Source organism: Achromobacter sp. JD-1, assembly GCF_038594925.1.
Taxonomy (GTDB): Bacteria; Pseudomonadota; Gammaproteobacteria; order Burkholderiales; family Burkholderiaceae_B; genus Achromobacter; species Achromobacter spanius_C.
The window spans coordinates 360543-385501 of the sequence record NZ_JBCGCS010000004.1; the positions used below are offsets into that span (position 1 = coordinate 360543).

Below are 24959 nucleotides of genomic sequence, written 5' to 3' on the forward strand. Positions count from 1 at the left end.
TCGTCGTGGCGAAATGGAATCTGGACCAAATCGGGAGCGAATCGTGGGGCGAATCCTGGGGTCGGCCGCACGCCGAACCGCGTGGGGCGGCGTTGCATCGCCGTGGCCAGGATGGCGACCTGCAACTGGCCGTGGTCCGCGACATGGAGTCCTTCCTGCTGGAGCTGGACATCGGCTTTGCCTTCATTGCCCGGCAGAAGCGCATTCCCGCTGACGGCGATGACGGCTGCCTGGACCTGCTGTTCTACCACCGCAAGCTAGGCCGGCTGGTGGCGTTTGATTTGAAGGTGGATGAATTCAGGGTGGCCTACAAAGGGCAGATGGAACGCCACCTGCATTGGCTGAACAATTTCGAACGCCAGCCCGAGGAAGCCGCGCCCTTGGGCATCATTGTGTGCGCGGGCAAGCAGACCGAGCAGATTGAATTGCTGGAACTGGACAAAGACGGCATACGCGTGGCGCAGTACCTGGCCGACTTGCCGCCACGCGCGGTGCTGGCGCAACGGCTGCAACAGGCGGCCAGGCGGGCGCGTTCGCGGATCGAGCAGCGCGCAATGCACGAACGAGGCACAATCCATCCATGAAACTCGACCCGGAAGACCTGGCCAAGATCACTGCTTTGACCTTGGCGAATTATGAAGAGAATGCGGCGGCCTTCGAGGCCGGCACCCGCGCGCATGACGTCAGCCAGAACGTGGCCGCCTTATTGCGTCACATCCAGGGGGCACCTCCCTTCGACCTGCTGGACCTGGGTTGCGGCCCCGGCCGCGACTTGAAGACGTTCGCGGCGCTGGGCCATCGGCCGGTGGGGCTGGACGGCACGCCCAGCTTTGTCGAGATGGCGCGCGCCGCCTCTGGCTGCGAGGTCTGGCACCAGGACTTCCTGCAACTGTCCCTACCGCCGGAGCGCTTTGACGGTGTGTTTGCCAACGCCGTGCTGTTCCATGTACCCGGCCAGGAATTGCCGCGCGTGTTGCGCGACCTTTGGGCCACGTTGCGCCCGGGCGGCGTGCTGTTCTGCTCCAATCCGCGAGGCGGCAACCAGGAAAGCTGGAATCGCGGGCGCTATGGCGCTTACCACGATCTGGACGGCTGGCGTTCGCTGATGACGCAGGCTGGCTTTGACGAGCTTGAACACTATTACCGGCCTGACGGCCTGCCACGCGAACAACAGCCGTGGCTGGCGAGCGTGTGGCGGCGAGTCGGCTAGGGGGCAGGGCGAGCGGGCGCTTCAACCCCAATACCGTCAGTGCATCTGCCCGTAGCGGCCGGCGTTGAAGTCCTGGATGGCTTCGATGATTTCGGCTTGCGTGTTCATCACGAAGGGGCCGTAACCCACCACCGGTTCGCTGATCGGCTCGCCGCTCAATACCAGGAACACCGCGTCGTTGTTGGCTTCGACGGTGATGTCTTCGCCATCCTGGGAGAACAGCGCCAACTGCGCATCGCGCGCTACCGACTCGCCATTGATCAGCACCGTGCCGCGCAGCATCACCAGCATGCTGTTGCGGCCCGCCTCGATCGGAAAACTTGCCGACTTGCCGGCATTCAGGCGCACGTCCCACACGTCCATGGGCGTAAAGGTGCGTGCCGGGCCGGCCAAGCCCGCGAAGTGGCCCGCGATCACCCGCACACTGCCGGCGCCATCGGGCAGGGCAGCGGTGGGAATGTCGGCGTTCAGAATGCTCTGGTAGCCCGCCGCCGCGGTCTTGTCCTTGGCCGGCAGGTTGACCCATAGCTGCACCATTTCCAGTTCACCGCCTGAACGCGTGAACGCCGGCGAGTGGAATTCTTCGTGCAGGATGCCCGACGCCGCCGTCATCCATTGCACGTCGCCGGGGCCGATGACGCCGCCGTTGCCGGTGGAGTCGCGATGCTCGACTTCGCCGCTGTAGACGATGGTGACGGTTTCAAAGCCGCGATGAGGGTGCTGGCCCACGCCGCGCGGGTGCTCGGCCGGCTCGAACCTGGCCGGGCCGGCGTAATCCAGCAGCAAAAAGGGGCTGACATTCTTGATCTTGTCGTTGTCGTGATACGAGAACATCGAGCGCACGGGGAACCCGTCGCCCACCCAGTGGGGGCGCGGAGCAGCGTGCAGGCCGAGGATCTTCTTCATGGCATCTAATTCCTATTGCGCGGCCCCTTCGGGGCCGTTCGTCATGGGGGTAAAGATAGGGGCGGAACAAGGATTCAGTAGTACCGGATTCTGATAAGGACTGTTCCATGAATCGGACGATTACCGGCTCTGGCTGCCGGGGCGACCGAGTGCGGTGAGACCGCATTGATCCGGCTTCGATACGCCGTTGAACCTGCTTCCCACTTATCTTTTCTGGCCTGGATCACCAGCAGCGAGGCCAGGATTTTTAAGAATAATCCGAATTTTTGAGCCGGGCCCTGGTCTGACGTATCCTGCCGCCATGGAACACCGCGTTACGCTTGCGCCCGCCGGGCGCTCCGATCAGGTTTGGGGCTTTGCCCCGGTTGCCGCGCCCGATGCGCGGGTGCTGGTGCTGGGATCGATGCCCGGCGTTGCATCGCTTGAACAGGCCCGCTACTACGCCCATCCACGCAACGCCTTCTGGCCCATTGCGGCGCAAGTGCTGGGCTTTGATCCGGGCCTGGACTATGCGCTGCGCTTGCAGGCCCTGAAGGCGGCGGGCGTCGCGCTATGGGACGTGCTGCATGCCTGCGAACGCCCCGGTAGCCTGGACGCCGACATCCGCCGCGACACGCTGGTGCCGAATGATTTTGCGTCGTTCCTGGACCGTCATCCGGACATTGCGCGCATCTGCTTCAACGGCGGCAAGGCCGCCGCGCTGTATCGCCGACACGTCCTGCCCACCCTGGCGCGGCCAATGGACTACCTTGACCTGCCATCCACCAGCCCGGCCCACGCCGCCGCCTCGTTCGATGTGAAGCTCGCGGCGTGGCGGCGCGCATTGACGCTGTAGTGGCGAACGGCTAGCCCCCCGTTCAAGCCCCACACCCAGGCCCGCACCCAGGCCCGCCCCAATCGGCGGGCATTTTTATCGTCCGTTGCCTCTTCTCTGTCCCCGATTTGATTCATATCAACGTCCTATATAACCAGGAGTGATAAGTTAATAGCAACAAGATGTTATCTGTCCGGAGTTCTCCGCAATGCCTGCCTCACCCGTTCCCCCCGACCCTGCCCAACGCGGTAAACGCGGTTTTCTCAAAGGGCTGCTTGGCCTGAGCGCCGCCGCCACCATCATCCCCATCCATGCTGAAGCCACCGGCCTGAACGGCCAGCCGCCACGCCGTCCAGGCATGCCCGGCAAGCGCTATGGCATGGTGGTCGACCTGCGCAAGTGCATCGGCTGCCAGGCCTGTACGGTCAGTTGTTCGCTGGAAAACCTGCCGCCCATCGGGCAATTCCGCACCACCGTTCTGCAATACGAAGTCACCCCCGACGCCGGCGGCCCCAGCGCCATGGTCATGCTGCCGCGCCTGTGCAACCACTGCGACAACCCGCCCTGTGTGCCGGTCTGCCCGGTGCAGGCCACCTTTCAGCGCGAAGACGGCATCGTGCTGGTCGACAACGAACGCTGCGTGGGCTGCGCCTACTGCGTGCAAGCCTGTCCCTACGACGCCCGCTTCATCAACCACGACACGCAGACGGCCGACAAATGCACGTTCTGCGAACACCGCCTGGAAGTCGGCCTGCTGCCGGCCTGTGTGGAAAGCTGCGTGGGCGGCGCGCGCGTCATTGGCGACATGAACGACCCCGACAGCGCCATCTCGACGCTGCTGGCGGAACACAAGGCCGACATCAAGGTGCTCAAGCCAGACATGAAGACCGACCCCCACGTCTACTACATCGGCCTGCCCGACGCCTTTGTCCACCAGGTCGATGGCCAGGCGGGCGTGCGTCTGGCTGGCGGACATTGAGCCATTGAAGGGGACTTTCATGCAGATCTCGGAATTGCTCACGCCGGTCTATGACGCCGCCTGGCTGCCTTGGGCCGTGCAGTATTTCTTTCTTATCGGCATTGCCGCCACCACCGCGCTGACCGCCGTCTTTGCCGCCTTTGGCGAGGCCGGCTCGCCCTTGCGCCGCCTGTTGCCGGCCGCGGCCACCGTGCTGCTGGTAAGCGCCGTCGCCGCGCCCGTGTCGCTGTTGGCCGACCTGCACCAGCCCGGCCGATTCTGGCATTTCTATGCGCACATCACGCCCTGGTCGTGGATGTGGCTGGGCGCCTTGCTGCTGCCCGTGTTCGTGGGCTTGTCGGTGCTGTTCTGCGCCGCGTGGTGGTGGGGGCGCATTGTCTGGCTGCGCGTGCTGGGCGTGGCGCTGGCGCTGTCCGCCGCGTCCATCCTGGTTTACACCGGCGCGGAAGTCATGGTGCTGCGCTCACGGCCCTTGTGGCACACGGCGTTCCTGCCCGTGAACTTTGCCTTGACGGCCTGGCTGGGCGCGCTGGGCGCCATGTTCCTGGTGGGCCGTTGGCTGCCGGGCGGCATGAAGGCCTTGCCGGTGGCGTGCTTGCGCGGGCTGAGCGTGACCGCGGTGATCCTGATGGCGGTGGGAGCGGGCGCCTGGGCCGCGCTGGGCCTCGTGGGCGCCGACCCGTCGTTTGATGCGGCCTTGCGGTTGTTCGCGGAATTTCCCATCTGGCGCCTGAGCCTGGCGGGCGCGGTCATCACGGGTTTTTGCATGATCGCCCTGTTGCAGCGGCCCGCGCCCACCTTGGCCGCGCCACTACCTTCTGCCGTCTTGGCGCTGACGATGCTGGGCGCCGCCTGGATCTTTCGCTGGGTGGTCTTCATGAGCGTGCAGGGCGTGCCCAAGTATGGCGCCGGCCTGTACCTGTACGACATGCCCTGGGGCAGCGATGGGTTGCTGGGCATGGTGGGCGTGTTGGGCTTGTGCGTGGCCCTGATCACCGCGGTGACCTGGGCCCTGGAAGCCTACCCGGCGCGTGCACGCGGCATGGCGGCCTGACAGCAATGGAACACAAAGCAATGAACAAGCAACACGAAGACGACAAGCTGGACCAGACCACAACCCCGGACACGCCCCAGGACGCGGCGCGGCGCAAGCTGATGGTGCGCGGCGGCATGGTCGCGGGTGGCATGGCCGCCTTTGCGGCCGGCTATGGCGAAACCGTCACGCGCGCCGTCAAGGGCCTGGCCCACGGTACGGCCGGCGCGCCCACGGCGCATGCCGTGCGCGGCAATTCCTTGACCCCGGAATTCCGCATCGACCCGCTGACGGGCGTACTGAGCCCGCAGCCCGGCCAGACGGTCAGCCCGTCCAGTTGCCTGGGCTGTTGGACCCAATGCGGCGTGCGGCTGCGCGTGGATACGGCGGAAAACCGCATCTTGCGCGTGGCGGGCAACCCTTATCATCCACTGGCCACCACGCGCCCCGCCGCCATGGAAACCCCCGTGCGCGAGGTCTACGCGCAACTGGGCGGTGACAACGGTCTGGAAGGGCGCGCCACGTCGTGTGCGCGCGGCTCGGCCATGCTGGAACAACTGCAAAGCCCGTACCGGGTGCTGCAACCGCTCAAGCGTGTAGGCGCGCGCGGGGCTGGAAAGTGGCAGAGCATCTCGTTTGAACAACTGGTGCAGGAAGTGTGCGAAGGCGGCGACCTGTTCGGAGAAGGCCATGTGGATGGCCTGCGCGCCATCTTCGACCGCGACACGCTGCTGGACCCCGCCAACCCCGAGTACGGCGCGCGCGTGAACCAGTTCCTGTTCACCGACGCCTCCAACGAAGGCCGCACGCCGCTGATCCAGCGCTTTGCCGCGCAGTCCTTCGGCACGGTCAACGTCAGCAACCACGGCTCGTATTGCGGCCAGAGCTTTCGCGTGGGCACGGGCGCCGCGCTGGGCGACCTGAAAGGCATGCCGCATGGCAAGCCTGATTGGGACAACGCCCGCTTCGGCCTGTTCATCGGCGCCGCGCCCGCGCAGGCCGGCAACCCGTTCCAGCGTCAGGCCCGGCAGTTGGCCGAAGCGCGCGTGCGTCCGGAAGAAAACAGCTTCACCTACGTGGTCGTGTCGCCCGTGCTGCCCGCGTCCTCGAGCCTGTCGGCCGGGTCGGGCAACGAATGGCTGCCGGTGAACCCAGCAAGCGACTTGGCCCTGGTCATGGGCCTGATCCGCTGGATTCTCGACCACGAGCGCTTTGACGCCAAGGCCTTGGCGCAGCCCGGCCCGCAGGCCATGCAGGCGGCGGGCGAAGCCGCCTGGACCAACGCCACGCACCTGGTCGTGGCCGAACCCGGCCACCCGCGCCTGGGCAGTTTCCTGCGCGGCGCGGACCTGGGCTGGCCACGTCCGTCGGACGCCGACGACAAATGGCAAGACGTGTATGTCGTGCGTCTGGAAGACGGCACGCTGGCGCCGCACACTGGCGCGTCGCCCGCGACCTTGTTCGTGGATGAGCGCATCGCGGCGCCCGGCATGGCGAATGCGCCGCAAGCCTTGCGCGTGTGTTCTTCGCTGGCGCTGCTGCGCCAGGAATCGCATCGTAAAACCTTGGACGAATACGCCGACCTGTGCGGCGTGCCGGCTGACAAGATCGCCCAGCTTGCAGAACGCTTCACCAGCCACGGCAAGCGCGCCGTGGCCGACGCCCACGGCGGCACCATGAGCGGCGCGGGTTTCTACACCGCCTACGCCATCGCCATGTTGAACACCCTGGTGGGCAACCTGAACGTGGACGGCGGCCTGGTGCTGGACGCCGGCCCGTTCCCGCCCTACGGCTCCGGCCCGCGCTACAACATCGCGGGCTTCGCCAACCGCGCGACGCCCAAGGGCGTCGCGCTGTCGCGCAACCGTTACCCCTACGAGAAGTCCAGCGAATTCAAGCGCAAGCAGGCGGCGGGGCAGCCCGCGTATCCGGCCGAGGCGCCCTGGTATCCGGCCACTGGCGGGCTTAGTTCGGAAATGCTGGCGTCCGCGCTGGCGGGGTATCCGTATCGCGCCAAGGTGTGGTTCAACCACATGAGCAACCCGGTGTACGGCATCGCGGGCTTCAAGTCGGTGCTGGCCGACAAGATGAAGGACCCGCGCATCCTGCCGCTATCGGTGTCGATCAACCCCTTCATCAACGAGACCAACGCGCTGGCCGACTACATCGTGCCGGACACCGTCACCTACGAAAGCTGGGGCGTGTCGGCGCCGTGGGCCGACGTGGTGGCCAAGGCGTCCACGGTGCGCTGGCCGGCCGTGCGGCCGCGCGTGGCGCGCACCGCCACGGATGAACCGGTGTGCCTGGAAACGTTCTTGATCGCCTGCGCCAAGCGCCTGGGCATGCCGGGTTTTGGCGCCAACGCCATCACCGACAAAGACGGCGGCAAGCACGCGCTGGACACGCCCGAAGACTTCTTCCTGCGTGGCATGGCCAACATCGCCTTCGCGGCCGGCCGCCCCGTGCCCGAAGCCAGCGATGAAGACATGGCGCTGACCGGCGTGGACCGCTACCGCCGCCTGCTTGAACACAAGTTGAAGCCGGGCGAGTGGCGCCAGGTGGCCATGCTGATGAGCCGGGGGGGGCGCTTCGACAAGGTGGATGACGCCTGGGTGCAAAGCGACGAGACCCGCCAAACCCGTCAGACCCGCGCCGCCTACGCCAAGCCCTTGCAGCTATGGAGCGAAGACCTGGCGGCGTTCCGACATGCCATGACGGGCGAGCGCTACAGCGGCTGTCCGACCTGGTATCCGCCGCGCCTGGCGGATGGCCGCGACGTGCGCGCCGAGTATCCCGCCACGGACTGGCCTTTCTTGCTGACGTCGTTCAAGTCGAACCTGATGAGCTCGATGTCCATCGGCGTTAGCCGGCTGCGCCAGGTCCATCCGCACAACCCGGTGTCGATCAACCGGCAAGATGGCGAGCGGCTGGGCATTCGCAACGGCGACGCCGTGCGCGTGGTGACACCGGGCGGCGCCGTGACGGGGTTGGCCTTGCTGCGCGATGGCGTCCAGCCGGGCGCGGTCGGCATCGAACATGGCTACGGCCATACCGAGCTGGGCGCGCGCGCGCACGTGGTGGACGGCAAGCCCATGCCGCATGACGCCACGCTGGCGGCGGGCGTCAACCTGAACGACCTGGGCTTTGGCGACGCCACGCGCGGCGAACACGCCAACGTCTGGATCGACTGGGTGTCTGGCGCCGCTGTGCGCCAGGGCCTGCCGGCGCGGATCGAGCGGGTGTAGCGGCATCGCGGCATCGCGGTATGGCGGGTATGGCAGGTATGGCGGATATGGCAGGTATGGCAGGTATGGCAGGGGAGCCGCTTTAGCGCGGCGACCCGGTTTGCCTGGGGTAGCCGGTATAGCGGCTCTAACCGCTGTCGGCGGCTTAGCCCGTAGCCGGCCGGCAACCCGGGAGCGCGTCAACGCACCACGGTGTCGGCCACCAGCTCCAGGTCGCGTGCGTGGATGTCCACGTCGGGCAGCATGCCGGACAGGTCGCCGGGCTGGGCCGCGGCGGTGCCCGAGCGGCTGACGCGGATCTCGACCCGCACGCGGCTGTCCCCGGATAGCGTGGCCTGCGGCGACATGGCGTTGCTGTCATCCAGGACAAAGGCGCGCGGCAGGTCCGACACGCGCCACTGCGTGATGGCCAGCGGCATGCGCGAACCCGAGACGGGACGCGCCAGGATGAAAACCGTATCGCCGGGCTGGACCTGATCGCGCAGCGCGTCGGCGATGCGCGCGGTGCCGGAAATGCGGGCGGGAGCCGAGTGGGCGGGAGACACGCGGTTGGGCGGCGTCGTGGTGGTGGAGCTGGTCGACGGGGCGGTCGACGTGTTGGCCGAAATCATATTCGAAGCGTTGATCGATGAGTTGTTCGATGCGTTGCTCGAAGCGTTGTCCGACGCGTTGATTGCACTGCCGCTGTCTGGTGGCGTGATCGGTGCGCCAGCCGCTGTCGCGCGCGCCTGGGCAATGTTCGACTGGATCTGGCGCGCGGCCTCGGAGCCCGTCGGCAGCAGCGCTTGCAGGCGTTCCCAATGGACCAATGCTTCGGCCGCGTCGCCCCGGCGCAGCGCCATCATGCCCGCCAGCGCCAGGGCCTTGGGCTGGTCCGGGTCGGCAAGCAGTGCGCGCGCCACCGCCGCGATGGCCTCGGCGTCTGGCTTGCCCTGATTGGCCGAGAGCTGGGCGTCGGCCAGGTCCGCCAATACGGCGGGCTGCTCCGGCACCAGCCGCAGCACCTGCCGATACGCCGCCACCGCGTCCGTGTAGCGTCCCAGTGTTTCGTAGGAGCGTGCCAGCGTATACCAGCCGTCGGCGTCATCCGGCGCCGCCCGCAGCCGTTGCGCCAAGGCGTTGATGGCCAGAACCATGTCATTGCCTGCCTCGTTGTCTGCCTCGTTGTGAGCGACGTTGTCAGCCGCGTTGTCGGTCCCATACCCGGCCGAATTGCGGGTCCCGCCGCCGGCCCTGCCCGCCGCTTCGATGCCCGCCATGCTGGCATGCGCGGGCGCGGTGCGCGCCACAGTCATGTCCGCTGCCGCGCGCGGGTTGCCCAGCTTTCCATACAGCAACACGGCAGCAACGGGGATCAGCACGCTCAACAGACAGGCGGCGGCAAGGCCTGCGCGCTGGCCGCCCGCCGGCCCCATCCGAGGTTGGCGTGCCGCCAGATCTTGCAATAGTTCACGCTGTAATTCTTCCTCGGCCCGCGCCTTTGCCTCGGGGCTCAAACTGCCGGTGCGCAGGTCGCGCTGCAATTGTTCGCGCTGCGCCAGGTAGAACGCGCGCAGGGTCTCGTCGGCCGCCGTCGCGTGGGTGGGCGCGCGGCGCAGTAGCGGAGGAATCAGGCACAGCAGGGTCGCCAGCAACAGCAGCACGACGATGATCCAGAGCGTGGTCATGAGCCTGTGTCCAGAAAGTTCGCGGCGCGGGCGCGTTCGTCGGCCGTCAACGGCGCACGGGCCACGGCGCGCCGCTTCAGGGTGCGTATCAACATCCAGAACCCCAGCACCAGCAAGGCGAATGGCCCCAGCCACAGCAGCCAGGTAATCGGCTTGAAGGGCGGGTCATAGCGCACGAAGTCGCCGTAACGGTCTTCAAAAAAACGCATGATCTGCGCGTCGCTGCGACCTTGGGCCAATTGCGCATGGATCAGGTTGCGCATGTCCTGGGCCAGCGGCGCATTGGAGTCGGCCAGGGTCTGGTTCTGGCAGACCAGGCAGCGCAAGCCGTGCGCCAGTTTGTCGGCGCGCTGTTGGTCGGCGGGCGATAGCGTGGGCAGCGAGGCTGCCGAGGAAAGCGTGGCGGCGTGCGCGGCGGGCGCGGCCACTGTCAGCACCAGCATCAATCCCAGCAGCGCAACGCCACACAACGCCGCCCACGACTTCAGCCACAGGCCCATGCGCGTTTGCCGCCGCGCGCTCATTTCAGCGCCTCGACGATCGGCAGGATCCGCATCTGGAAGATCTCTGGCGTGATCAGGCCCAGGTGCTTGTGGCGGATGCGGCCGGCGCCGTCGATGACGAAGGTTTCCGGCACGCCGTAGACGCCATACTCGATGCCCACGCGGCCATCCGTGTCGCTGGCCGAGGCCACGTACGGGTTGCCGTTGCGCGCCAGCCAGGCGACGGCGTCTTCGGGCTTGTCCTTGTAGTTCAAGCCGTACAGCGGAATGGCGTGGCGCTGGGCGGCCTCGCGCAGCACCGGCAATTCTTCCTGGCAGGGTGCGCACCACGACGCCCATACGTTCAGCAACCACACCTGCCCGCGCAGCGCTTGCACGTCCAGCCGTTCGCCGGGCGCCTGCAGCACCGGCAGGTCGATAGGCGGGGCCGGCTTGTCGATCATGGCGGACGGCACGGCGCGCGGGTCGCGTGACAGACCCATCGCCAGGAACACGGCCATTGCCATGAAGACGGCCAGCGGCAGCACGTAGCGCATCAATAGCCCTCCCGTGGCTGGCGCCCTGGCGTCGCCAAACCGCGCTGGGCCTGGCGTGCCACAGCCTCTTGCTGGCGGCGATAGCGCTTGTCGCCCGCGGCCAGCAGACCGCCCAAGGCCATCAAGAGACAACCCGCCCAGATCCACATCATGAAAGGCTTGACCTGGATGCGTACGGTCCAGGCAACCTTGCCGCCGGGTTCGCCCACCGGTTCGCCCAAGGCCACGAAGAGGTCGCGGGTGGGGCCGCTATCGATGTTGGCCTGGCTCAAGGCCATGTCCTGCACGGTGTACAGGCGCTTTTCCGGGTAGAGCGTCACCACCGGATTGCTGTCGCGCGTGACGTTGAACACGGCGCGCTGGGCGTTGTAGTTGGGGCCGGCTGCGGGCGCGATGCCGGCAAACGTGAATTGGTAGCCGCCGGCTTCCTGGGTGGCGCCCAGCTCCATGCGGATCTCGTGCTTGACCTCATAGCCGTTGGCCAATGTGACGCCCGCGATGAAGATGCCGATGCCGGCGTGCGCCAGCAGCATGCCGTACCAGGACCGCGGCTGCCGCCCAAGGCGCCGCAGCCATTCGCCATCGGCGCCGTCGGTCAGCCGCTGCCACGCATGCGAGCCGGCCGCGGCCACCGACCAGGCGGCCAGCCACAAGCCCAGCATGACCAGCGGCGAACCCAGGCGCGCCGGCCCCGGCATGGCCAGCGGCAGCAACACGGCGGTCAACACGCTGACGACGAAGGCTGCGCGCAGCTTGCGCGCCAGGTCGGGCACTTCGGCCTGTTTCCAGCGCGCCACCGGCCCCACGCCCATCAGGAAGATCGCGGGCGTCATCAACGGTACGAACACCGCTTCGAAGTAGGGCGGGCCGATGGATATCTTGCCCCAGTCCAATACGTCGAGCACCACCGGGTACAGGGTGCCCAACAGCACCGCGCCCGCCGCCACCGTCAGCACGACATTGTTGGACAGCAACAGCGATTCGCGCGACAGCAAGGAAAACCCGCCGCCCAGGCCCACCGAGGGCGCGCGCCAGGCATACAGCACCAGCGAGCCGCCCACGATCACGGTCATGAACGCCAGGATGTACAGGCCCCGCCCGGGGTCCACCGCGAATGCGTGTACCGAGGTGAGCACGCCCGAGCGGACCAGAAACGTGCCCAGGATGCTGAGCGAAAACGTGCAGATGGCCAGCAGCACGGTCCAACTGCGGAACGCGCCCCGGCGTTCGGTGACGATCAGCGAGTGAATCAGCGCGGTGCCCGCCAGCCAGGGCATGAACGAGGCGTTTTCCACCGGGTCCCAGAACCACCAGCCGCCCCAGCCCAATACGTAATACGCCCAGGCGCTGCCCAACAGGATGCCCACGGTCAGGAAGGTCCACGCGGCCAAGGTCCAGGGGCGCACCCAGCGCGCCCACAGCGCGTCCAGCTCGCCCGACAGCAGCGCCGCGATCGCAAAGGCGAAGGCCACGGAAAAACCCACGTAGCCCATGTACAGCATGGGTGGGTGCACGATCATGCCCGGGTCTTGCAGCAGCGGGTTCAGGTCGCGCCCGGCCATGGCGGGCGGCATCAGCCGTTCGAAGGGGTTGGACAGGAACAGCAGAAACAGCAGAAAGCCCACGCTGATCCAGCCCATGACCGCCAGCACGCGCCCGGTGAAGGGCAAGGGCAGGCGGCGGCTGAAGACGGCCACCGCCAGGGTCCAGGCCGTAAGCAGGTAAAGCCACAGCAGCAGCGACCCCTCATGTCCGCCCCACACGGCGGCAAAGCGATAGGCGGCGGGCAGGTCGGCGTGCGAGTTGCCGGCCACGTACAACACCGAAAAATCGTTGTCGACGAACGACCAGGCCAGGCAGCCAAAGGCCAGCGACGTCAGGCAGAACTGGCCCACGGCAGCGGGCCTGGCCACCCGCAACCCCGCCTGCCAGCCAGTGGCGGCGCCGATCAGCGGCAACGTTGCCTGGGCCAACGCCACCAGCAGCGCCAGGATCAGGCTGAACAGGCCGATCTCGGGAATCATCGGGCCTCCGGGCGAGCGGTGTAGTCGGCGGCGACGGTGCTTGCCGCACCCACCCGAGCACCGGCGACGTTGCCGGTCACGTCAACCGCGCCACCGGATGCGCCAGCAGCGCGCTTGATTGCATCGGCGGCTTCCGGCGGCATGTAGTTTTCATCATGCTTGGCCAGTACCTGCGTGGCGCGAAACACGCCGTCCGCGCCCAGCTTGCCCGCCACCACCACGCCCTTGCCTTCGCGGAACAGGTCGGGCAGCAGCCCCTGGTAGGCCACCGGCACGGTGTGCGCGGTGTCGGTCACGATGAAGCGCAGGGTCACGCCGTCGGGTTCGCGACGCACCGAGCCCTGTTCAACCAAGCCGCCCACGCGGAAGCTGCCGCTGGCTGGGGCTTCTTTCGCGACGACCTGACTGGGGCTGAAGAAGAACACCAGGTTCGATTGCAGCGCGTTCAAGATCAGCGTGGTGGCCAGGGCCAGCAGCGTCAGTCCGCCGGCAATGGCCCAGGCGCGCCGCTTGCGCGGGCTCATGGGCGCCTCGCTTCAGCGCCTGGGCCGAGGGGCGGGCGCGAGGTGCGCCGAGTGTGCGGGCCGGCTTGCCTGCGCGCGCGGCGCCACAGCAAATAAACTTCCAGCCCCATCAGTGCCGCCGTCACGCCGTAGGCGCCCAGTATGTACGGGCCATGGCCTTGCAAGGAAAACAGCATGTCCCAGCTCATGGCGCCTCCTGGCGCTTTGTGTGGCCCGCGTTCACAGCGCCCGGTTCGCGCTGCGCGATCAACCCGCGCACGCGCGCCAGCGCCACCGCCGCGCTGTAAAGCCAGAACGCCGCCACCATCAGCAGCATGGCCGTCAGCATGATGCGCGCCATGCTGGGTGCGGTGGTCAGGTTGATGGATGCGCCCTGGTGCAGCGTGCTCCACCACCGCACCGAGAAATAGATGATGGGCACGTTGATCACGCCGGCCAGCAGCAGGATGGCGCCGCTGCGGTCGGCCCGGCGGACGTCGTCGGTGGCCGCTTGCAGGGCAATGAAGCCCAGGTACAGAAACAGCAGAATCAATTCCGACGTCAGCCGCGCATCCCAGACCCACCACGCGCCCCAGGTGGGTTTGCCCCACAGCGCGCCGGTCCACAAGGTCAGGAAGGTGAAGAGCGCGCCGGTAGGCGCCAGCGCGCGCATCATCATGAACGACAGGCGCGTGTGGTAGATCAGGCCGAGCGCGGCATAGCCCGCCATCACCAGGTACAGGAACATCGACATCCATGCGGCCGCCACATGAATGAACAGGATGCGATAGACCTCGCCCTGCTGACTGTCCGGGGGAGCGACCACCAGGCCAACGTACAAACCGGCGGCGGCAAAAAGGGCGGCGGCCAGCGCCAGCCAGGGAATCCATCGGCCGGCCAGCGGGTAGAACACAGCGGGCGATGCGTAGCGCATCCAGCCAGGGCGCGAGCGCATGCCAGAGCCTGAGCCCGCGTTCAAGTCCGGGTCCGCGCCCGATGCCGAAGCCGTTGCCACGCCGCGTGGTTCGAAGACAGGGGGCTTGTGCATGGGCCCTCTCATTCCAACGCCACGCGCAGCGCGGCGGACGCGCTCCAGGGGCATAGCAGGATCGCCAGGCACAGGCACGCGCCCAGCAGCGACAGTTGCGGCCCGGCGCCCAGCCCGGCGTGCGTGGCCGACACCGCGCCCGCGCCAAAGATCAGCACCGGCACATACAGCGGCAACACCAGCAAGGGCAACAGCGCGGCGCCACGCAGGCCCAGCGTCAGCGCCGCGCCCAGGCCGCCCACCAGCGCCAGCGTGGGGGTGCCCAACAGCAGGGACAGGACCAGCACGCCGATGGCTTGTGGCGGCAAATCAAACTGCAATGCCAGGATGGGGCTGGCAAGAATCAGCGGGACGCAAGCGCTGAACCAGTGCGCCGCCAGCTTCACGCCCACCAGCAGCGGCAGCGGATGCGGCGACACCAGCAACTGCTCCAGCGCGCCGTTGTCGTGGTCCTGGGTGAAAGGGCGATGCAGGCTCAGCAAGATGCCCAGCAGCGCACACACCCACAGCACGCCGGGGCCAATCGCGCGCAGCAGCACCGGGTCGGGGCCGACCGCCAGCGGAAACAGCGATCCGGCCACCACGAAGAACAAGGTGGCGCCCAGCGTGTCGGCGGGCCGTCGCCAGGCCAGCCGGATGTCACGCAACACCAACTGAGACAGCGTGGCCAGCATCCGCGTAGTCATCCATGTTCAGGGTTTGCAGGCGATCGGGCGCGGTTAGGGGTTGCCGATGGCAGGCCACCACCGCCGCGCCGCCACCGTTCAGGTGCGCGTCCAGCATGGCCCATAGTTGCGCCAGGCTGGCCGCGTCCAGCCCCGCATCGGGTTCGTCCAGCAGCCATAGCGGCTTGCCGCTAAGCATCACGGCCACCAGCGCCACCCGACGCGCCTGCCCTTGCGAAAGGCGGGCCGCCGGGGTATGCAGGCAATCATGCAAGCGCCAGTTGGCCAACGCCGCCGCGATGGCGTCATCGCATTGCGGCACGCCGGAAACATGCAGGCTGTAGCGCAGGTTCTCCAACGCGGTAAGGTCGGCACACAGCCCATTGGCGTGGCCCAGGTACGCCACGCGCGCAAAGTAGGACGATGGGTCGCGCGACACGTCACGGCCCCGTGCATGCAAGGCGCCAGCCACGGGCTGCAGCAAACCGGCCAGCATGCGCAGCACGCTGGTCTTGCCGCTGCCGTTGGCGCCATGCAAGTGCAGCAACTGGCCGGCGTGCAGGTCGAAGTGCAAGGCGCCCAGGCCTTGCCCCGCCACACCGCCACGCGGGCAACACAGGCCGCTGGCGGCCAGCAAGGGCGGCGGTGCGTCAGCGGGTCGCACTGGCTGGCTCCGCCTTGGCGATTTCCTTGGGTGCGATGGCGGCCGGCGTCGCGTTGGACGTTTGCCCCGGCGGAATATGCGGCAGTGTGTGCGCGATACCTTTGTGGCAATCGATACAGGTCTTGGACTTGTTCGCCAGATAGGTCGAATGCATGTTCTGCGCGCGCACGCTCTGGCGCGTGAAGTCCATGTATTCGTAGTTGTGGCAGTTGCGGCATTCCAGCGAATCGTTTGCCTTGAAGCGCGCCCATTCGTGCTGAGCCAGTTCCAGCCGCTTGTCGACGAACTTTTCGCGCGTGTCGATGGTGCCGAAGATCTTGCCCCACACTTCCTTGGACGCCTGCATCTTGCGGGCGATCTTGTCGGTCCAGTTGTGCGGCACGTGGCAGTCCGAACACAGCGCGCGCACGCCCGAACGGTTGGTGAAGTGGATGGTGCCCTTCAATTCCGCATAGACGTTGTCGCGCATTTCATGGCAGCCGGTGCAGAACTTTTCGGTGTTGGTGAGCTCCATCGCGGTGTTGAAGGCGCCCCAGAACAGGATGCCGCCGATGAAGCCGCCTATCGTCAGAAAGCCCAGGCTGAAATGCACGCTGGGGCGGCGGATGATGTTCCAGTAGCGCTTTAGCAGCTTGACCATGGCGGCGTCCTGTCCCTTACTTCTTGTCTGTCGCCGGGGCGGTCAGGCGCTTGAGGATCACGTCGATGTCCTGATAGGTGTTGGACACCAGCGGCTTGGCCTCGGCCTGCGGCACATGGCATTGCACACAGAAATACCGGCGTGGCGAGACCTCGGCCAGCACATTGCTGTCGCGGTCCATGTAGTGCGTGACGCTTAGCGGCGGGGCCTGGGTTTCCTCGGTGTTCACGCGCGCATGGCAGGCCAGGCAGCGGTTGTAGTTCTTGTCGATCTGATAGCCGTCGATCTTGTGCGGAATGGTGGGCGGCTGCATCGAATACGTGCGCATCCGCTTGATGTCCTTGTTTTCGATGGGGCTGATCAGGGGCGGGTCGGCCTCTTCGGCAACGGGCGTGGGCCCTCGCATGGGGTCTACGACCTCGAACGGCGGGGCGGCCCGGGCGGCGGGATTCAACAGGAAACCCGCAACAAGAGCGATGGCGATGGTGGCGGCGTGGTGGTTCATGGCTGTCTCCCCCAGACCTTCAGACTTTGACGATCCTGACCGCGCACTTCTTGAAGTCGGTCTGGAACGAGATCGGGTCGGTGGCGTCCAGCGTGACTTTGTTGATCAACTGGCCGGCGTCGAACCACGGCACGAACACCAGGCCGCGCGGCGGCTTGTTGCGTCCGCGCGTTTCCAGGCGGGTACGCATCTTGCCGCGCCGCGATTCGATTTCAACCTCCACGCCGCGTCGCAAGCCCATCGCCTGGGCGTCGTCGGGGTGCATGAAACAGACCGCGTTGGGAAAGGCGCGATACAGCTCGGGCACGCGCCGCGTCATGGACCCGGAATGCCAGTGCTCCAGAACGCGGCCAGTGGACAGCCAGAAGGGATATTCCTTGTCGGGGGATTCCGGCGGCGGTTCGTAGGGCAGGGCATAGATGATGGCGCGACCGTCGGGGTGGCCGTAGAACTCGAAGCCCGCGCCGGCCTTCACATAGGGGTCGCTGCCTTCGCGGTAGCGCCACAGCGTTTCCTTGCCGTTGACCACCGGCCAACGCAGGCCGCGCACCTCGTGGTAGGTGTCGAAGGGCGCCAGGTCGTGGCCATGGCCCCGTCCGAACTCGGCGTATTCCTCGAACAGGCCCTTTTGCGCATAGAAGCCGAATGCCTTGGCTTCCTGGTTTTCGTATTCCGCGTTCAATTCGCTGTTGGGGAATTTGTTGACCTTGCCGTTGGCGTACAGCACGTCAAACAGCGTCTTGCCGCGATATTCGGGCTTCTTGGCCAGCAGATCGGCGGGCCAGACTTCTTCCACCTTGAAGCGCTTGGAAAATTCCATCAACTGCCACAGGTCGGAACGCGCGTCGCCCGGCGCGTTCACCAACTGATGCCAGAACTGCGTGCGCCGTTCGGCGTTGCCGTAGGCGCCTTCTTTTTCCACCCACATGGCGGTGGGCAGGATCAGGTCGGCCGAAATGGTCGTGACCGTGGGGTAGGCGTCCGAAACCACAATGAAATTGGCCGGGTTGCGGTAGCCGGGCAGCCCTTCGTTCATCAGGTTGGCGGCTGCCTGCATGTTGTTGTTCACCATCACCCAGTAGGCGTTGATGGTGCCGTCCTTCAGCATGCGGTTCTGCAACACGGCGTGCGCGCCCACCTTGTCGGGGATGGTGCCATCGGGCAGTTGCCAGATCTCTTCGGCGTGTGCGCGATGCTTGGGGTTGGTCACCACCAGGTCGGCCGGCAGCCGATGCGAAAACGTGCCCACTTCGCGCGCGGTGCCACAGGCCGATGGCTGGCCCGTCAACGAGAATGGGCTGTTGCCCGGCGTCGAGATCTTGCCGGTCAACAGGTGGATGTTGTAGGCCATGTTGTTGGCCCACACGCCGCGCGTATGCTGGTTGAAACCCATTGTCCAGAAAGAGGTCACGCGGATCTTCGGGTCGGCGTAAAGCTCGGCCAGATCACGCAACTGCTTTTGTGGCACACCCGTCAGCTTGGAGGTGTATTCCAGGTCGTATTTCGAGACGAACTTGGCGAATTCATCGAAGGTGATGGGCTTGGATCCGCCGGCCTTGTCCGCGTTCTTGGCGGCTTTCTGCAAGGGGTGATCGGGGCGCAGGCCATAGCCGATGTCGGTATTGCCTTCGTGAAACACGGTGTGCTTGTCGACGAAGTCGCGGTTCACCCGCTTGGTCTGGATGATGTAGTTGGCGATGTAGTTCAGGATGGCCAGGTCGGTCTGCGGCGTGAAAGTCAGCGTCAGGTCGGCCAGCTCGTAAGAGCGGTGTTCGAAGGTGGATAGCACCACCACGCGCGTCTTGGGCGCGGACAGGCGGCGGTCGGTGACGCGGGTCCACAGGATGGGGTGCATCTCGGCCATGTTCGAACCCCACAGCACGAAGGCATCGGCGTTCTCGATGTCGTCATAACAGCCCATGGGTTCGTCGGCGCCGAAGGTACGCATGAAGCCCACCGCCGCCGACGCCATGCAGTGGCGCGCGTTCGGGTCCAGGTTGTTCGACCGAAAGCCCGCCTTCATCAGCTTGAGCGCGGCGTAGCCTTCCCAGATGGTCCATTGGCCCGAGCCGAACATGCCCACGGCGGTCGGCCCCTTGTCTTTCAGGGTGCGCTTGAACTGCTCGGCCATCACGTCGAAGGCCTGGTCCCAGGACACCGGGGCGAATTCACCGTCCTTGGCGTACTTGCCGTCTTTCATGCGCAACAGCGGCGTGGTCAGCCGGTCGTTGCCGTACATGATTTTTGACAGGAAATAACCCTTGACGCAGTTCAGGCCCTTGTTCACATCGGCATTGAAATCGCCATGCGTGGCCACGACCTGGTTGTCCTTCACCGCAACGTTCACGCCGCAGCCGGTCCCGCAGAACCTACAGGGCGCCTTGGACCATTTGAGCTTGGCGGCCTCGGATTCCGTCACGATGTTCTGCGTCATGCCGACGATGGGTATGCCCGCCACGGTGGCGGCGGCCGCGGCGGCGGACTGCTTGATGAAATCTCTACGAGCCATGGACATCGCCAATCTCCTCGTTCATCGCGGCCAGCGTGTCGGCATGCTGGTAGACCAGCGCCGAAGCCAGTACGCCTTCCAGGCGCTGGATCTCGGAGATCCGCGCCATCATGTCGTCGGTGGTGGGCGCTTCCAGCGTGACGACCAGCTTGCCGGTGTCGGACGCGCCATGGATGTCCGAACCCGCTATCGCCAGGATGGCGGCGCGAACGTCGGGCAAGCGGTGGGGCAGGGCATGCACAACCAGACTGGCGATGTGCAGCTCGGGCGGCGCCGAGAGCGGCGCGTTGGGAGGAAGCGCGGACATGGAGGGGGTTCCGTCGCTTGGCATCAACTGCCCGGGGGGCCGGCGATCAGCTGATAGGCCCAGACGATGAACCCATAGCCCGCCACGATGATGACCGTAAGAACGGGGGCCATGACAGCCGTCAGGAACAGGAAACTGCGAAGCTCCTGAGGCTTGGTATAGCCATCAGACTCGTTTTGCACACACCACCTCACTTTGACAGTTTGGGTATTGCGTTGAACGTGCGGATGTCGAAGTTTTTAGCAGTGCTTTTACATTGCGTCAATGTTGCGTCAATGTCGCGCCACGGTGCAACAGTTTTGCGGCGCTGCAATAAAAATGTGCCTGACACGTTTGCCGATTCAGGTCGGCAAGGCGTCAGGCACGCGACACGCAAGTGGTGTTGATTCGTGTTTTTAAATCAGGCAACCGCACCATAGATGCGGCGCGCGTCAGCGGCGCTGGCGATGGGGCGGCCCAGCGCGCGCGCGCCGTCCGCCGCCTGGCGCACCAGCGCGGCGTTGTCCGGTGCGATGCCGCCGTCGCGCAGCTTCAGGTTGTTTTCAAAGCCCACGCGCATGTGGCCGCCAAACGCCGCCGCCGTCGTCACGCAGGCGTTTTCCTCGGGGCCGAACGCGCATACCGCCCAGGGCAACGACTGATCGTACGCGGCCAGGAAAGGCAACAGGTCATAGGCCGACGAGGTCTGGCCCGCGCTGTAGCGGCCCAGCACGAACAGCACCGACCACGCACCCGGCGGCACCAGCCCGCGGGCGCGCAGTGACAGCCAGCGCTGCACGTCGCCTTCGTCGTACAGGATGATCTGCGTCATGATGCGGCGCTCGGCCAACCACGCCAGGAACGCCGCCAGTTGCGCTTCCGGAATGTCCGGCACGGCAATTTCACGCAGGCCGATCGACACGGCTTCCGGCTGCAATTCGCGCACCAGCGCGATCTGTTCGGCCGCCTTGTACACGCCAGCGGCTTCGCTGGTGACCTGCACCAGCAATTCGCGGCCCACGGCGCGGTCCACGGCGGCCAGCGCGTCGCGGTAGGCGGTGGCGTCCAGCAAATGGCTGCCGTCCGGCTTGCGCACATGCATGTGCATCATGCCGGCGCCCGCATCCAGGCAGGCGCGGGCTTCACGCGCCAGGTCGTCGGCGGTCAGCGGCACGGCAGGATGGTCGGCGGCTTTCTTGTAGGCGCCATTGGGCGCCACGGTGATGATGACGGGGGAGTCGGCCAGCGCGGCGCGCGGCAAGACAGAAGCGTTCAAGGCTGGATCTCCGGCAATTCCGGGTTGATGAGGTCTAGGCCGGCGCGCAGCAGGCGGTCGTAGCGCGCGCGTTCGGCGGCAATGGTTTCGGGCGTCCAGGCGTAGAAGCCTTCGCCCGCCTTCATGCCGTGGCGGCCATCGGCGGCGCGTTCGGTCAGGCAGCGCGCGGGGTGGTCGGCGTTGCAGAACGTGGGGTACATCGTGGCGCCCGCGGCGGCGTGCACGTCGATGCCGGCGTGGTCCCGCTGCATGACGGGGCCGGCGGCCAAAAAGCGAAAGCCAAAACCGAAGCGCACCGCGGCGTCCACGTCTTCCGGAGACGCAATGCCCCGGTCGATCAGGTCGAACGCCTCGCGCGACAGCGCATGCTGCAAGCGGTTGGCCAGGAAGCCGGGCAGGTCCTGCTTGACCTTGACCGGCACGCTGCCGCAACGGCGCATGAAGGCAATCAAGGAATCCGCGCAGGCGTTGTCGCTGGCTTCGCCCAGCACCACTTCCACCAAGGGCACCAGATGCGCGGGCATGAAGAAATGCAGGCCCAACATGCGGCCGCGCGTGTCCAGGCCCTGGCTGATGGCGCTGATCGGAAAGCTGGAGCTATTGCTGGCCAGGATGGCATCGGGACGCGCGCGCCGCGCCAGGTCCGCGAACAGCGCCTGCTTGATGTCCAACCGTTCGGGAATGCATTCGATGACGAGATTCACCGTGGACCAGTCCACCTCGTCCAGGCTGGCGGCCGTGCTCAGCAGCGCGGCGTTGGCCTCGCGCCCGATGGTCTTCAGATTTTCGGCCAAGCGCGCAGGCAGGCCCAAAGCGCGTTCGGTATTGGATTCGATCACGATGGTGCGGCAGGCAGCGCGGGTCAGCACCACCGCCACGTCGGCGCCCATCGTGCCGCCGCCCACCACCACTGCATGCGCCGCGCCCGGGTTGGGCAGCGCCGTTGCGTCCGTCTGCATGGAATGCTCCTGTGATTGCTTCGTTGTTGGGGGCGAGTGTAGAGAAGGGCGTTTGATAGATGAATCAGATTTTTTGGATAGAATGATCGATAAATCAGATCAATGAATGCGGGGTGTAGAGACATGCAGATCAACCTGTCGATGCGCGACATCGATACCACGCTGGTGCTGGGCCGCACTCTGAATTTTCGTCAGGCGGCGGCGCAATTGCATTTGTCGCAATCGGCGCTGTCCACGCAGATACAACGGATAGAAGAAGCCTTGGGCGTGCGCCTGTTCGACCGCACCACGCGCACCGTGCGGCTGACGGCGGCGGGCGAAGTCTTCATGCAGCAGGCCGCGACTTTGCAGGCGGCGTTTCGCGACGCCATCGCGGCGGTCAGCAGCATTACCAGCGCCGAGCAGGGGCAGGTGTCGGTCGCCGCGCTGCCCTCGCTTGCCGCCCGCTTGCTGCCGCGCGTGCTGATGAGCTATCGCCAGGCGCACCCGCATGTCGCCCTGAAAGTGCGCGACACCTTGTCGGGCCCGGCCTTTGACCTGGTGCGCGCGGGCGAAGTCGACTTCGCGCTCACCGCCGCCGACCCGCAGCACGCCGACCTGCACTATGTGCCGCTGATGTCCGACAGCTTCTTGCTGCTGATTCCGGAGTCGCATGCACTGGCCAAGTCGCGCGGCCCGCTGCGCTGGGCCGACACCGCCACGGCCGAGCACGTGTCGATGGTGCAGCCCAGCAGCGTACGGCAATACACCGAATGGGCGTTCTTGCAGAACCGCATCCGCTTCACGCCCGCGTTTGAAGCCGAGCACCTGACGACCATCGTGGCCATGGTCGAATGCGGCTTCGGCGTGGCGGCACTGCCCGAGATCGCGGCGGGCGCCGTGGCGCAGACGGGGATCGTGCAACGCCCGCTGATCGGGCCGGTGGCGGAAAGATCGATTGGCTTGGTCACGTCACGCAATCGCAGCTTGTCGCCGGCGGCGGCGGCGTTGGTGGGAACGTTGAAGGAGTATCTGGCGTTGCAGGGGCGGTGAGGGGGCGCTGGGGGGCGTCAACGACGGCTGCTACCGCCAGCGGCAAGCGGCTGGCGGTTAGCGTTTGCGGTTCTCCCAGCTTCCCTTGAGGGAAAATCGTTTGGGCCGTGGTGGCGGCGAACCCGGCCGCACGACCCATCGATGTGCATTTTCCAGCAGTGCCTCACGAAGCTCGGGCGGGTAGTCATCGATGGTGGTCAACGGCGGCGTCGGCTTGCCGGGCAAGCCAGCTTCCCGAATGATCTTTGGCCAACGCGGACGCCAGCACAACAGCAGCGACACCCAATGCCCCAGCCCGATAACCACCAGTGCCGGAGATATCAATAGCATTCCAAGCCACGTCAACGGGCCGCTATGACGCAGGTAAGGACCCAGCGCCTCGAACTGTGCCGCGAACGCAGCCCAAGGCAGGGGCAGGTGCGAACTTAGGCGCGGCGGGTCCACCGCATCCAGGCCACCTTCATCCATGTAGCGGCGGATGTATTCCCATTCGGCTTTCATTTCGAATTCGCTGACGCTCTTTTTTCCGACGAAGACCATGTTGGGAAACGGAAGCGGAGAGTAGGGCGGGTACCAACCGACGACGAGGTTCACGCCGGGGACGGTATCGTGATGAATGTCATCCCAAGGCAGCACGGCGATGCCGCCGCAACTGGGGGGGCGGTGCAGATAGACCTGGCGGGTGATGCGGTTGAAGCGGATGAGCAGGTGGCGGGACGTGAAGGATTCCAGGCGGGTGAAGCGGAAGAGGTATTTGAAGTAGACGTAGAGCAGGCCAACTCCCTGCACGGTAACGAGTATCAAATGCAGCGTGCGGGCAATGCCCCAGGGGTTTCTGTCAAACTCGGACAAGAGTGTCGGAAGGTATATAAATGCCTCCACCGCAGCCCCGAATATGAAGATGGAAATCATAGTGATAAATCCGCGCTTTTCTTCCATGCCACCGCAGCGCATTTCGAGGATGGTGTTGTCGAAGGCGTAGACGGGGCCTCTTGACATGGCGTGGTCAAAGCGTGATGCGCGCAATCGCGCATATTCGGCGACAAGTAAATCTTCGTATACGGGTTCTAAAGCCTTGTTGACGATGACGTTCGGATTTTCGTCCGTCTGTTCCTGTAGCCACGCGTCGGACTTGATGACGGAAAGCCAAAGAATCCACTCCATCAAGTACATCAGATTATCTCCAGCAAGGCGCCGTACAGGTCGGCCAGTTCATTTTCCATTTCCTTATGCGGGCTGTTGTCTTGGTAGTCGACTCCGCGGTAGGTGCAGCGCTTGCACCATTTTTCCAAAGCGTCGTCGTCAAAGATGGCTATAGCCACGGTGGCGGCAACGCCTATCAACGTGCTACGCAATAGTGCACTGCGTAGCAGGACCAGCATGGCCGGCTTGCCGAGGTACGCGGATACCTTCGCCGCCGCCATGATGATGGAAGTTATCGCGTATGACTTTCCGCCTCGCTCCGCCAGGAGCTTCAGCATTGGACTGGCGGCGGCGAAGGCAATGCTTGACTGGCTTCCTACCATCGCAAGCGCCGCCGCAAGCCGTAGGCGGTACGCCAGAGCCAATTCCGTTTTTCCCTCGCGCGTTGCGGCTCGCTCGTCTTTCAAGTCATACCCCATCAACACCACCCCACCCACCGCCGCGAGCGTTCCGCCGACCAGCTTCAGTTGCCCCTGAAAAACCGTCGCGCCGCGCCCGGTCGCGCTGGCGGCGCTGTAATGCCCCAATACCAACTCCGTCCCCGCCGCCAATATCTCCGTTCCCGCAGCGCCCGCAAGCAACCCATGTGCGATCAACTCTCCCACGCCGCGTTCGTCGTTCGGCATGTCCCGCACCCGCAAGGCAATCAAGGCCGCTTCAAAGAACAGCAGCCAGCTGCTGGCGCGTAGCTTGTAAAAATCACTGCGATGGGCATCCACAAGTTCCGTGGCAAACGCGAAGCGGGTGTTCCT

General features: G+C 65.8%; 26 protein-coding genes. 7 read left to right on the forward strand and 19 right to left on the reverse strand.

The features are described from left to right. Positions 1-5 precede the first annotated feature (5 nt). Together WBR68_RS09530 and WBR68_RS09535 are read left to right on the forward strand one after the other, a co-directional pair. On the forward strand, positions 6-584 hold the full coding sequence (locus tag WBR68_RS09530) for a PDDEXK nuclease domain-containing protein (RefSeq protein ID WP_446697885.1): 579 nt from the start codon (positions 6-8) through the stop codon (positions 582-584). Then, positions 581-1210: a class I SAM-dependent methyltransferase gene (locus WBR68_RS09535; RefSeq protein ID WP_230694047.1), complete on the forward strand. Its 630-nt coding sequence runs from the start codon at positions 581-583 to the stop codon at positions 1208-1210. Before WBR68_RS09530 ends, WBR68_RS09535 begins: the two co-directional genes overlap by 4 nt. Before the next feature lie 36 nt (positions 1211-1246). On the opposite strand, the gene WBR68_RS09540 is transcribed toward WBR68_RS09535, so the two are convergent. Then, positions 1247-2116 (reverse strand): pirin family protein, encoded by an 870-nt coding sequence (locus WBR68_RS09540; protein ID WP_050448006.1) that lies wholly within the window; start codon positions 2114-2116, stop codon positions 1247-1249. Positions 2117-2417: 301 nt separating this feature from the next. On the opposite strand from WBR68_RS09540, the gene WBR68_RS09545 reads away from it, so the two are divergent. The 4 genes from WBR68_RS09545 (at position 2418) to WBR68_RS09560 (ending at position 8187) form a co-directional block, all read left to right on the forward strand. Further along, on the forward strand, positions 2418-2951 hold the full coding sequence (locus WBR68_RS09545) for a DNA-deoxyinosine glycosylase (protein WP_050448005.1): 534 nt from the start codon (positions 2418-2420) through the stop codon (positions 2949-2951). 187 nt (positions 2952-3138) lie between these two features. Next, positions 3139-3909 (forward strand): sulfate reduction electron transfer complex DsrMKJOP subunit DsrO, encoded by a 771-nt coding sequence (dsrO, locus tag WBR68_RS09550; protein WP_230694048.1) that lies wholly within the window; start codon positions 3139-3141, stop codon positions 3907-3909. Positions 3910-3928: 19 nt separating this feature from the next. Next, complete coding sequence (gene nrfD, locus WBR68_RS09555) at positions 3929-4963, forward strand: NrfD/PsrC family molybdoenzyme membrane anchor subunit (RefSeq protein WP_050448003.1); 1035 nt, start codon at positions 3929-3931, stop codon at positions 4961-4963. 20 nt (positions 4964-4983) lie between these two features. Next, the gene (locus tag WBR68_RS09560) at positions 4984-8187 is read left to right on the forward strand and encodes a tetrathionate reductase subunit A (RefSeq protein WP_230694049.1); all 3204 of its coding nucleotides are present in this window, start codon (positions 4984-4986) and stop codon (positions 8185-8187) included. Positions 8188-8366: 179 nt separating this feature from the next. Here the strand turns inward: WBR68_RS09560 and ccmI are convergent, their stop codons facing one another. From ccmI to WBR68_RS09640, 16 genes are all read right to left on the reverse strand, one after another. After that, entirely contained in the window at positions 8367-9854 is a 1488-nt protein-coding gene (ccmI, locus tag WBR68_RS09565) for a c-type cytochrome biogenesis protein CcmI (protein WP_230694050.1), read from the reverse strand. Beyond that, positions 9851-10297: a cytochrome c-type biogenesis protein gene (locus WBR68_RS09570; RefSeq protein ID WP_370641210.1), complete on the reverse strand. Its 447-nt coding sequence runs from the start codon at positions 10295-10297 to the stop codon at positions 9851-9853. The genes ccmI and WBR68_RS09570 overlap by 4 nt, the downstream gene beginning before the upstream one ends. A gap of 77 nt (positions 10298-10374) precedes the next feature. Continuing rightward, positions 10375-10896, reverse strand: a complete 522-nt coding sequence (locus WBR68_RS09575) for a DsbE family thiol:disulfide interchange protein (RefSeq protein ID WP_083447438.1) — start codon at positions 10894-10896, stop codon at positions 10375-10377. Beyond that, positions 10893-12917 (reverse strand): heme lyase CcmF/NrfE family subunit, encoded by a 2025-nt coding sequence (locus tag WBR68_RS09580; RefSeq protein WP_230694051.1) that lies wholly within the window; start codon positions 12915-12917, stop codon positions 10893-10895. Before WBR68_RS09580 ends, WBR68_RS09575 begins: the two co-directional genes overlap by 4 nt. Beyond that, positions 12914-13441 (reverse strand): cytochrome c maturation protein CcmE, encoded by a 528-nt coding sequence (ccmE, locus tag WBR68_RS09585; protein ID WP_230694052.1) that lies wholly within the window; start codon positions 13439-13441, stop codon positions 12914-12916. The genes WBR68_RS09580 and ccmE overlap by 4 nt, the downstream gene beginning before the upstream one ends. After that, complete coding sequence (gene ccmD, locus WBR68_RS09590; RefSeq protein ID WP_342490495.1) at positions 13438-13629, reverse strand: heme exporter protein CcmD; 192 nt, start codon at positions 13627-13629, stop codon at positions 13438-13440. The genes ccmE and ccmD overlap by 4 nt, the downstream gene beginning before the upstream one ends. After that, complete coding sequence (gene ccmC / locus WBR68_RS09595) at positions 13626-14375, reverse strand: heme ABC transporter permease CcmC (RefSeq protein ID WP_050448034.1); 750 nt, start codon at positions 14373-14375, stop codon at positions 13626-13628. The genes ccmD and ccmC overlap by 4 nt, the downstream gene beginning before the upstream one ends. A 101-nt stretch (positions 14376-14476) precedes the next feature. Beyond that, positions 14477-15142 carry a heme exporter protein CcmB gene (gene ccmB, locus WBR68_RS09600; RefSeq protein ID WP_050447999.1) on the reverse strand — a complete coding sequence of 222 codons (666 nt, stop codon included), beginning with the start codon at positions 15140-15142 and terminating at the stop codon, positions 14477-14479. After that, positions 15108-15797 carry a heme ABC exporter ATP-binding protein CcmA gene (gene ccmA, locus WBR68_RS09605; RefSeq protein ID WP_230694053.1) on the reverse strand — a complete coding sequence of 230 codons (690 nt, stop codon included), beginning with the start codon at positions 15795-15797 and terminating at the stop codon, positions 15108-15110. Before ccmA ends, ccmB begins: the two co-directional genes overlap by 35 nt. Further along, positions 15784-16437 carry a cytochrome c3 family protein gene (locus WBR68_RS09610; RefSeq protein WP_230694054.1) on the reverse strand — a complete coding sequence of 218 codons (654 nt, stop codon included), beginning with the start codon at positions 16435-16437 and terminating at the stop codon, positions 15784-15786. Before WBR68_RS09610 ends, ccmA begins: the two co-directional genes overlap by 14 nt. A gap of 16 nt (positions 16438-16453) precedes the next feature. Then, positions 16454-16942 (reverse strand): nitrate reductase cytochrome c-type subunit, encoded by a 489-nt coding sequence (locus WBR68_RS09615; protein WP_050447996.1) that lies wholly within the window; start codon positions 16940-16942, stop codon positions 16454-16456. Positions 16943-16961: 19 nt separating this feature from the next. After that, on the reverse strand, positions 16962-19457 hold the full coding sequence (gene napA / locus WBR68_RS09620) for a periplasmic nitrate reductase subunit alpha (RefSeq protein ID WP_230694055.1): 2496 nt from the start codon (positions 19455-19457) through the stop codon (positions 16962-16964). Then, positions 19441-19758 carry a chaperone NapD gene (locus WBR68_RS09625; RefSeq protein WP_230694056.1) on the reverse strand — a complete coding sequence of 106 codons (318 nt, stop codon included), beginning with the start codon at positions 19756-19758 and terminating at the stop codon, positions 19441-19443. Before WBR68_RS09625 ends, napA begins: the two co-directional genes overlap by 17 nt. Before the next feature lie 23 nt (positions 19759-19781). After that, the gene (napE, locus tag WBR68_RS09630) at positions 19782-19940 is read right to left on the reverse strand and encodes a periplasmic nitrate reductase, NapE protein (protein WP_127184184.1); all 159 of its coding nucleotides are present in this window, start codon (positions 19938-19940) and stop codon (positions 19782-19784) included. Positions 19941-20158: 218 nt separating this feature from the next. Next, positions 20159-21013, reverse strand: a complete 855-nt coding sequence (locus WBR68_RS09635) for a 3-keto-5-aminohexanoate cleavage protein (protein WP_230694057.1) — start codon at positions 21011-21013, stop codon at positions 20159-20161. Next, entirely contained in the window at positions 21010-21972 is a 963-nt protein-coding gene (locus WBR68_RS09640; protein WP_127184186.1) for a 3-hydroxyacyl-CoA dehydrogenase family protein, read from the reverse strand. The genes WBR68_RS09635 and WBR68_RS09640 overlap by 4 nt, the downstream gene beginning before the upstream one ends. A 123-nt stretch (positions 21973-22095) precedes the next feature. Between WBR68_RS09640 and WBR68_RS09645 the strand changes: the two genes are divergently transcribed. Further along, positions 22096-23004: a LysR family transcriptional regulator gene (locus WBR68_RS09645; protein WP_050447990.1), complete on the forward strand. Its 909-nt coding sequence runs from the start codon at positions 22096-22098 to the stop codon at positions 23002-23004. 57 nt (positions 23005-23061) lie between these two features. Here WBR68_RS09645 and WBR68_RS09650 read toward each other — a convergent pair whose 3' ends face one another. Together WBR68_RS09650 and WBR68_RS09655 are read right to left on the reverse strand one after the other, a co-directional pair. Beyond that, on the reverse strand, positions 23062-24177 hold the full coding sequence (locus WBR68_RS09650; RefSeq protein WP_230694058.1) for a hypothetical protein: 1116 nt from the start codon (positions 24175-24177) through the stop codon (positions 23062-23064). Continuing rightward, positions 24177-24959 (reverse strand): hypothetical protein (locus tag WBR68_RS09655; RefSeq protein WP_230694059.1); only part of this gene is annotated, 783 nt, incomplete at its 5' end. The genes WBR68_RS09655 and WBR68_RS09650, both read right to left, overlap by 1 nt.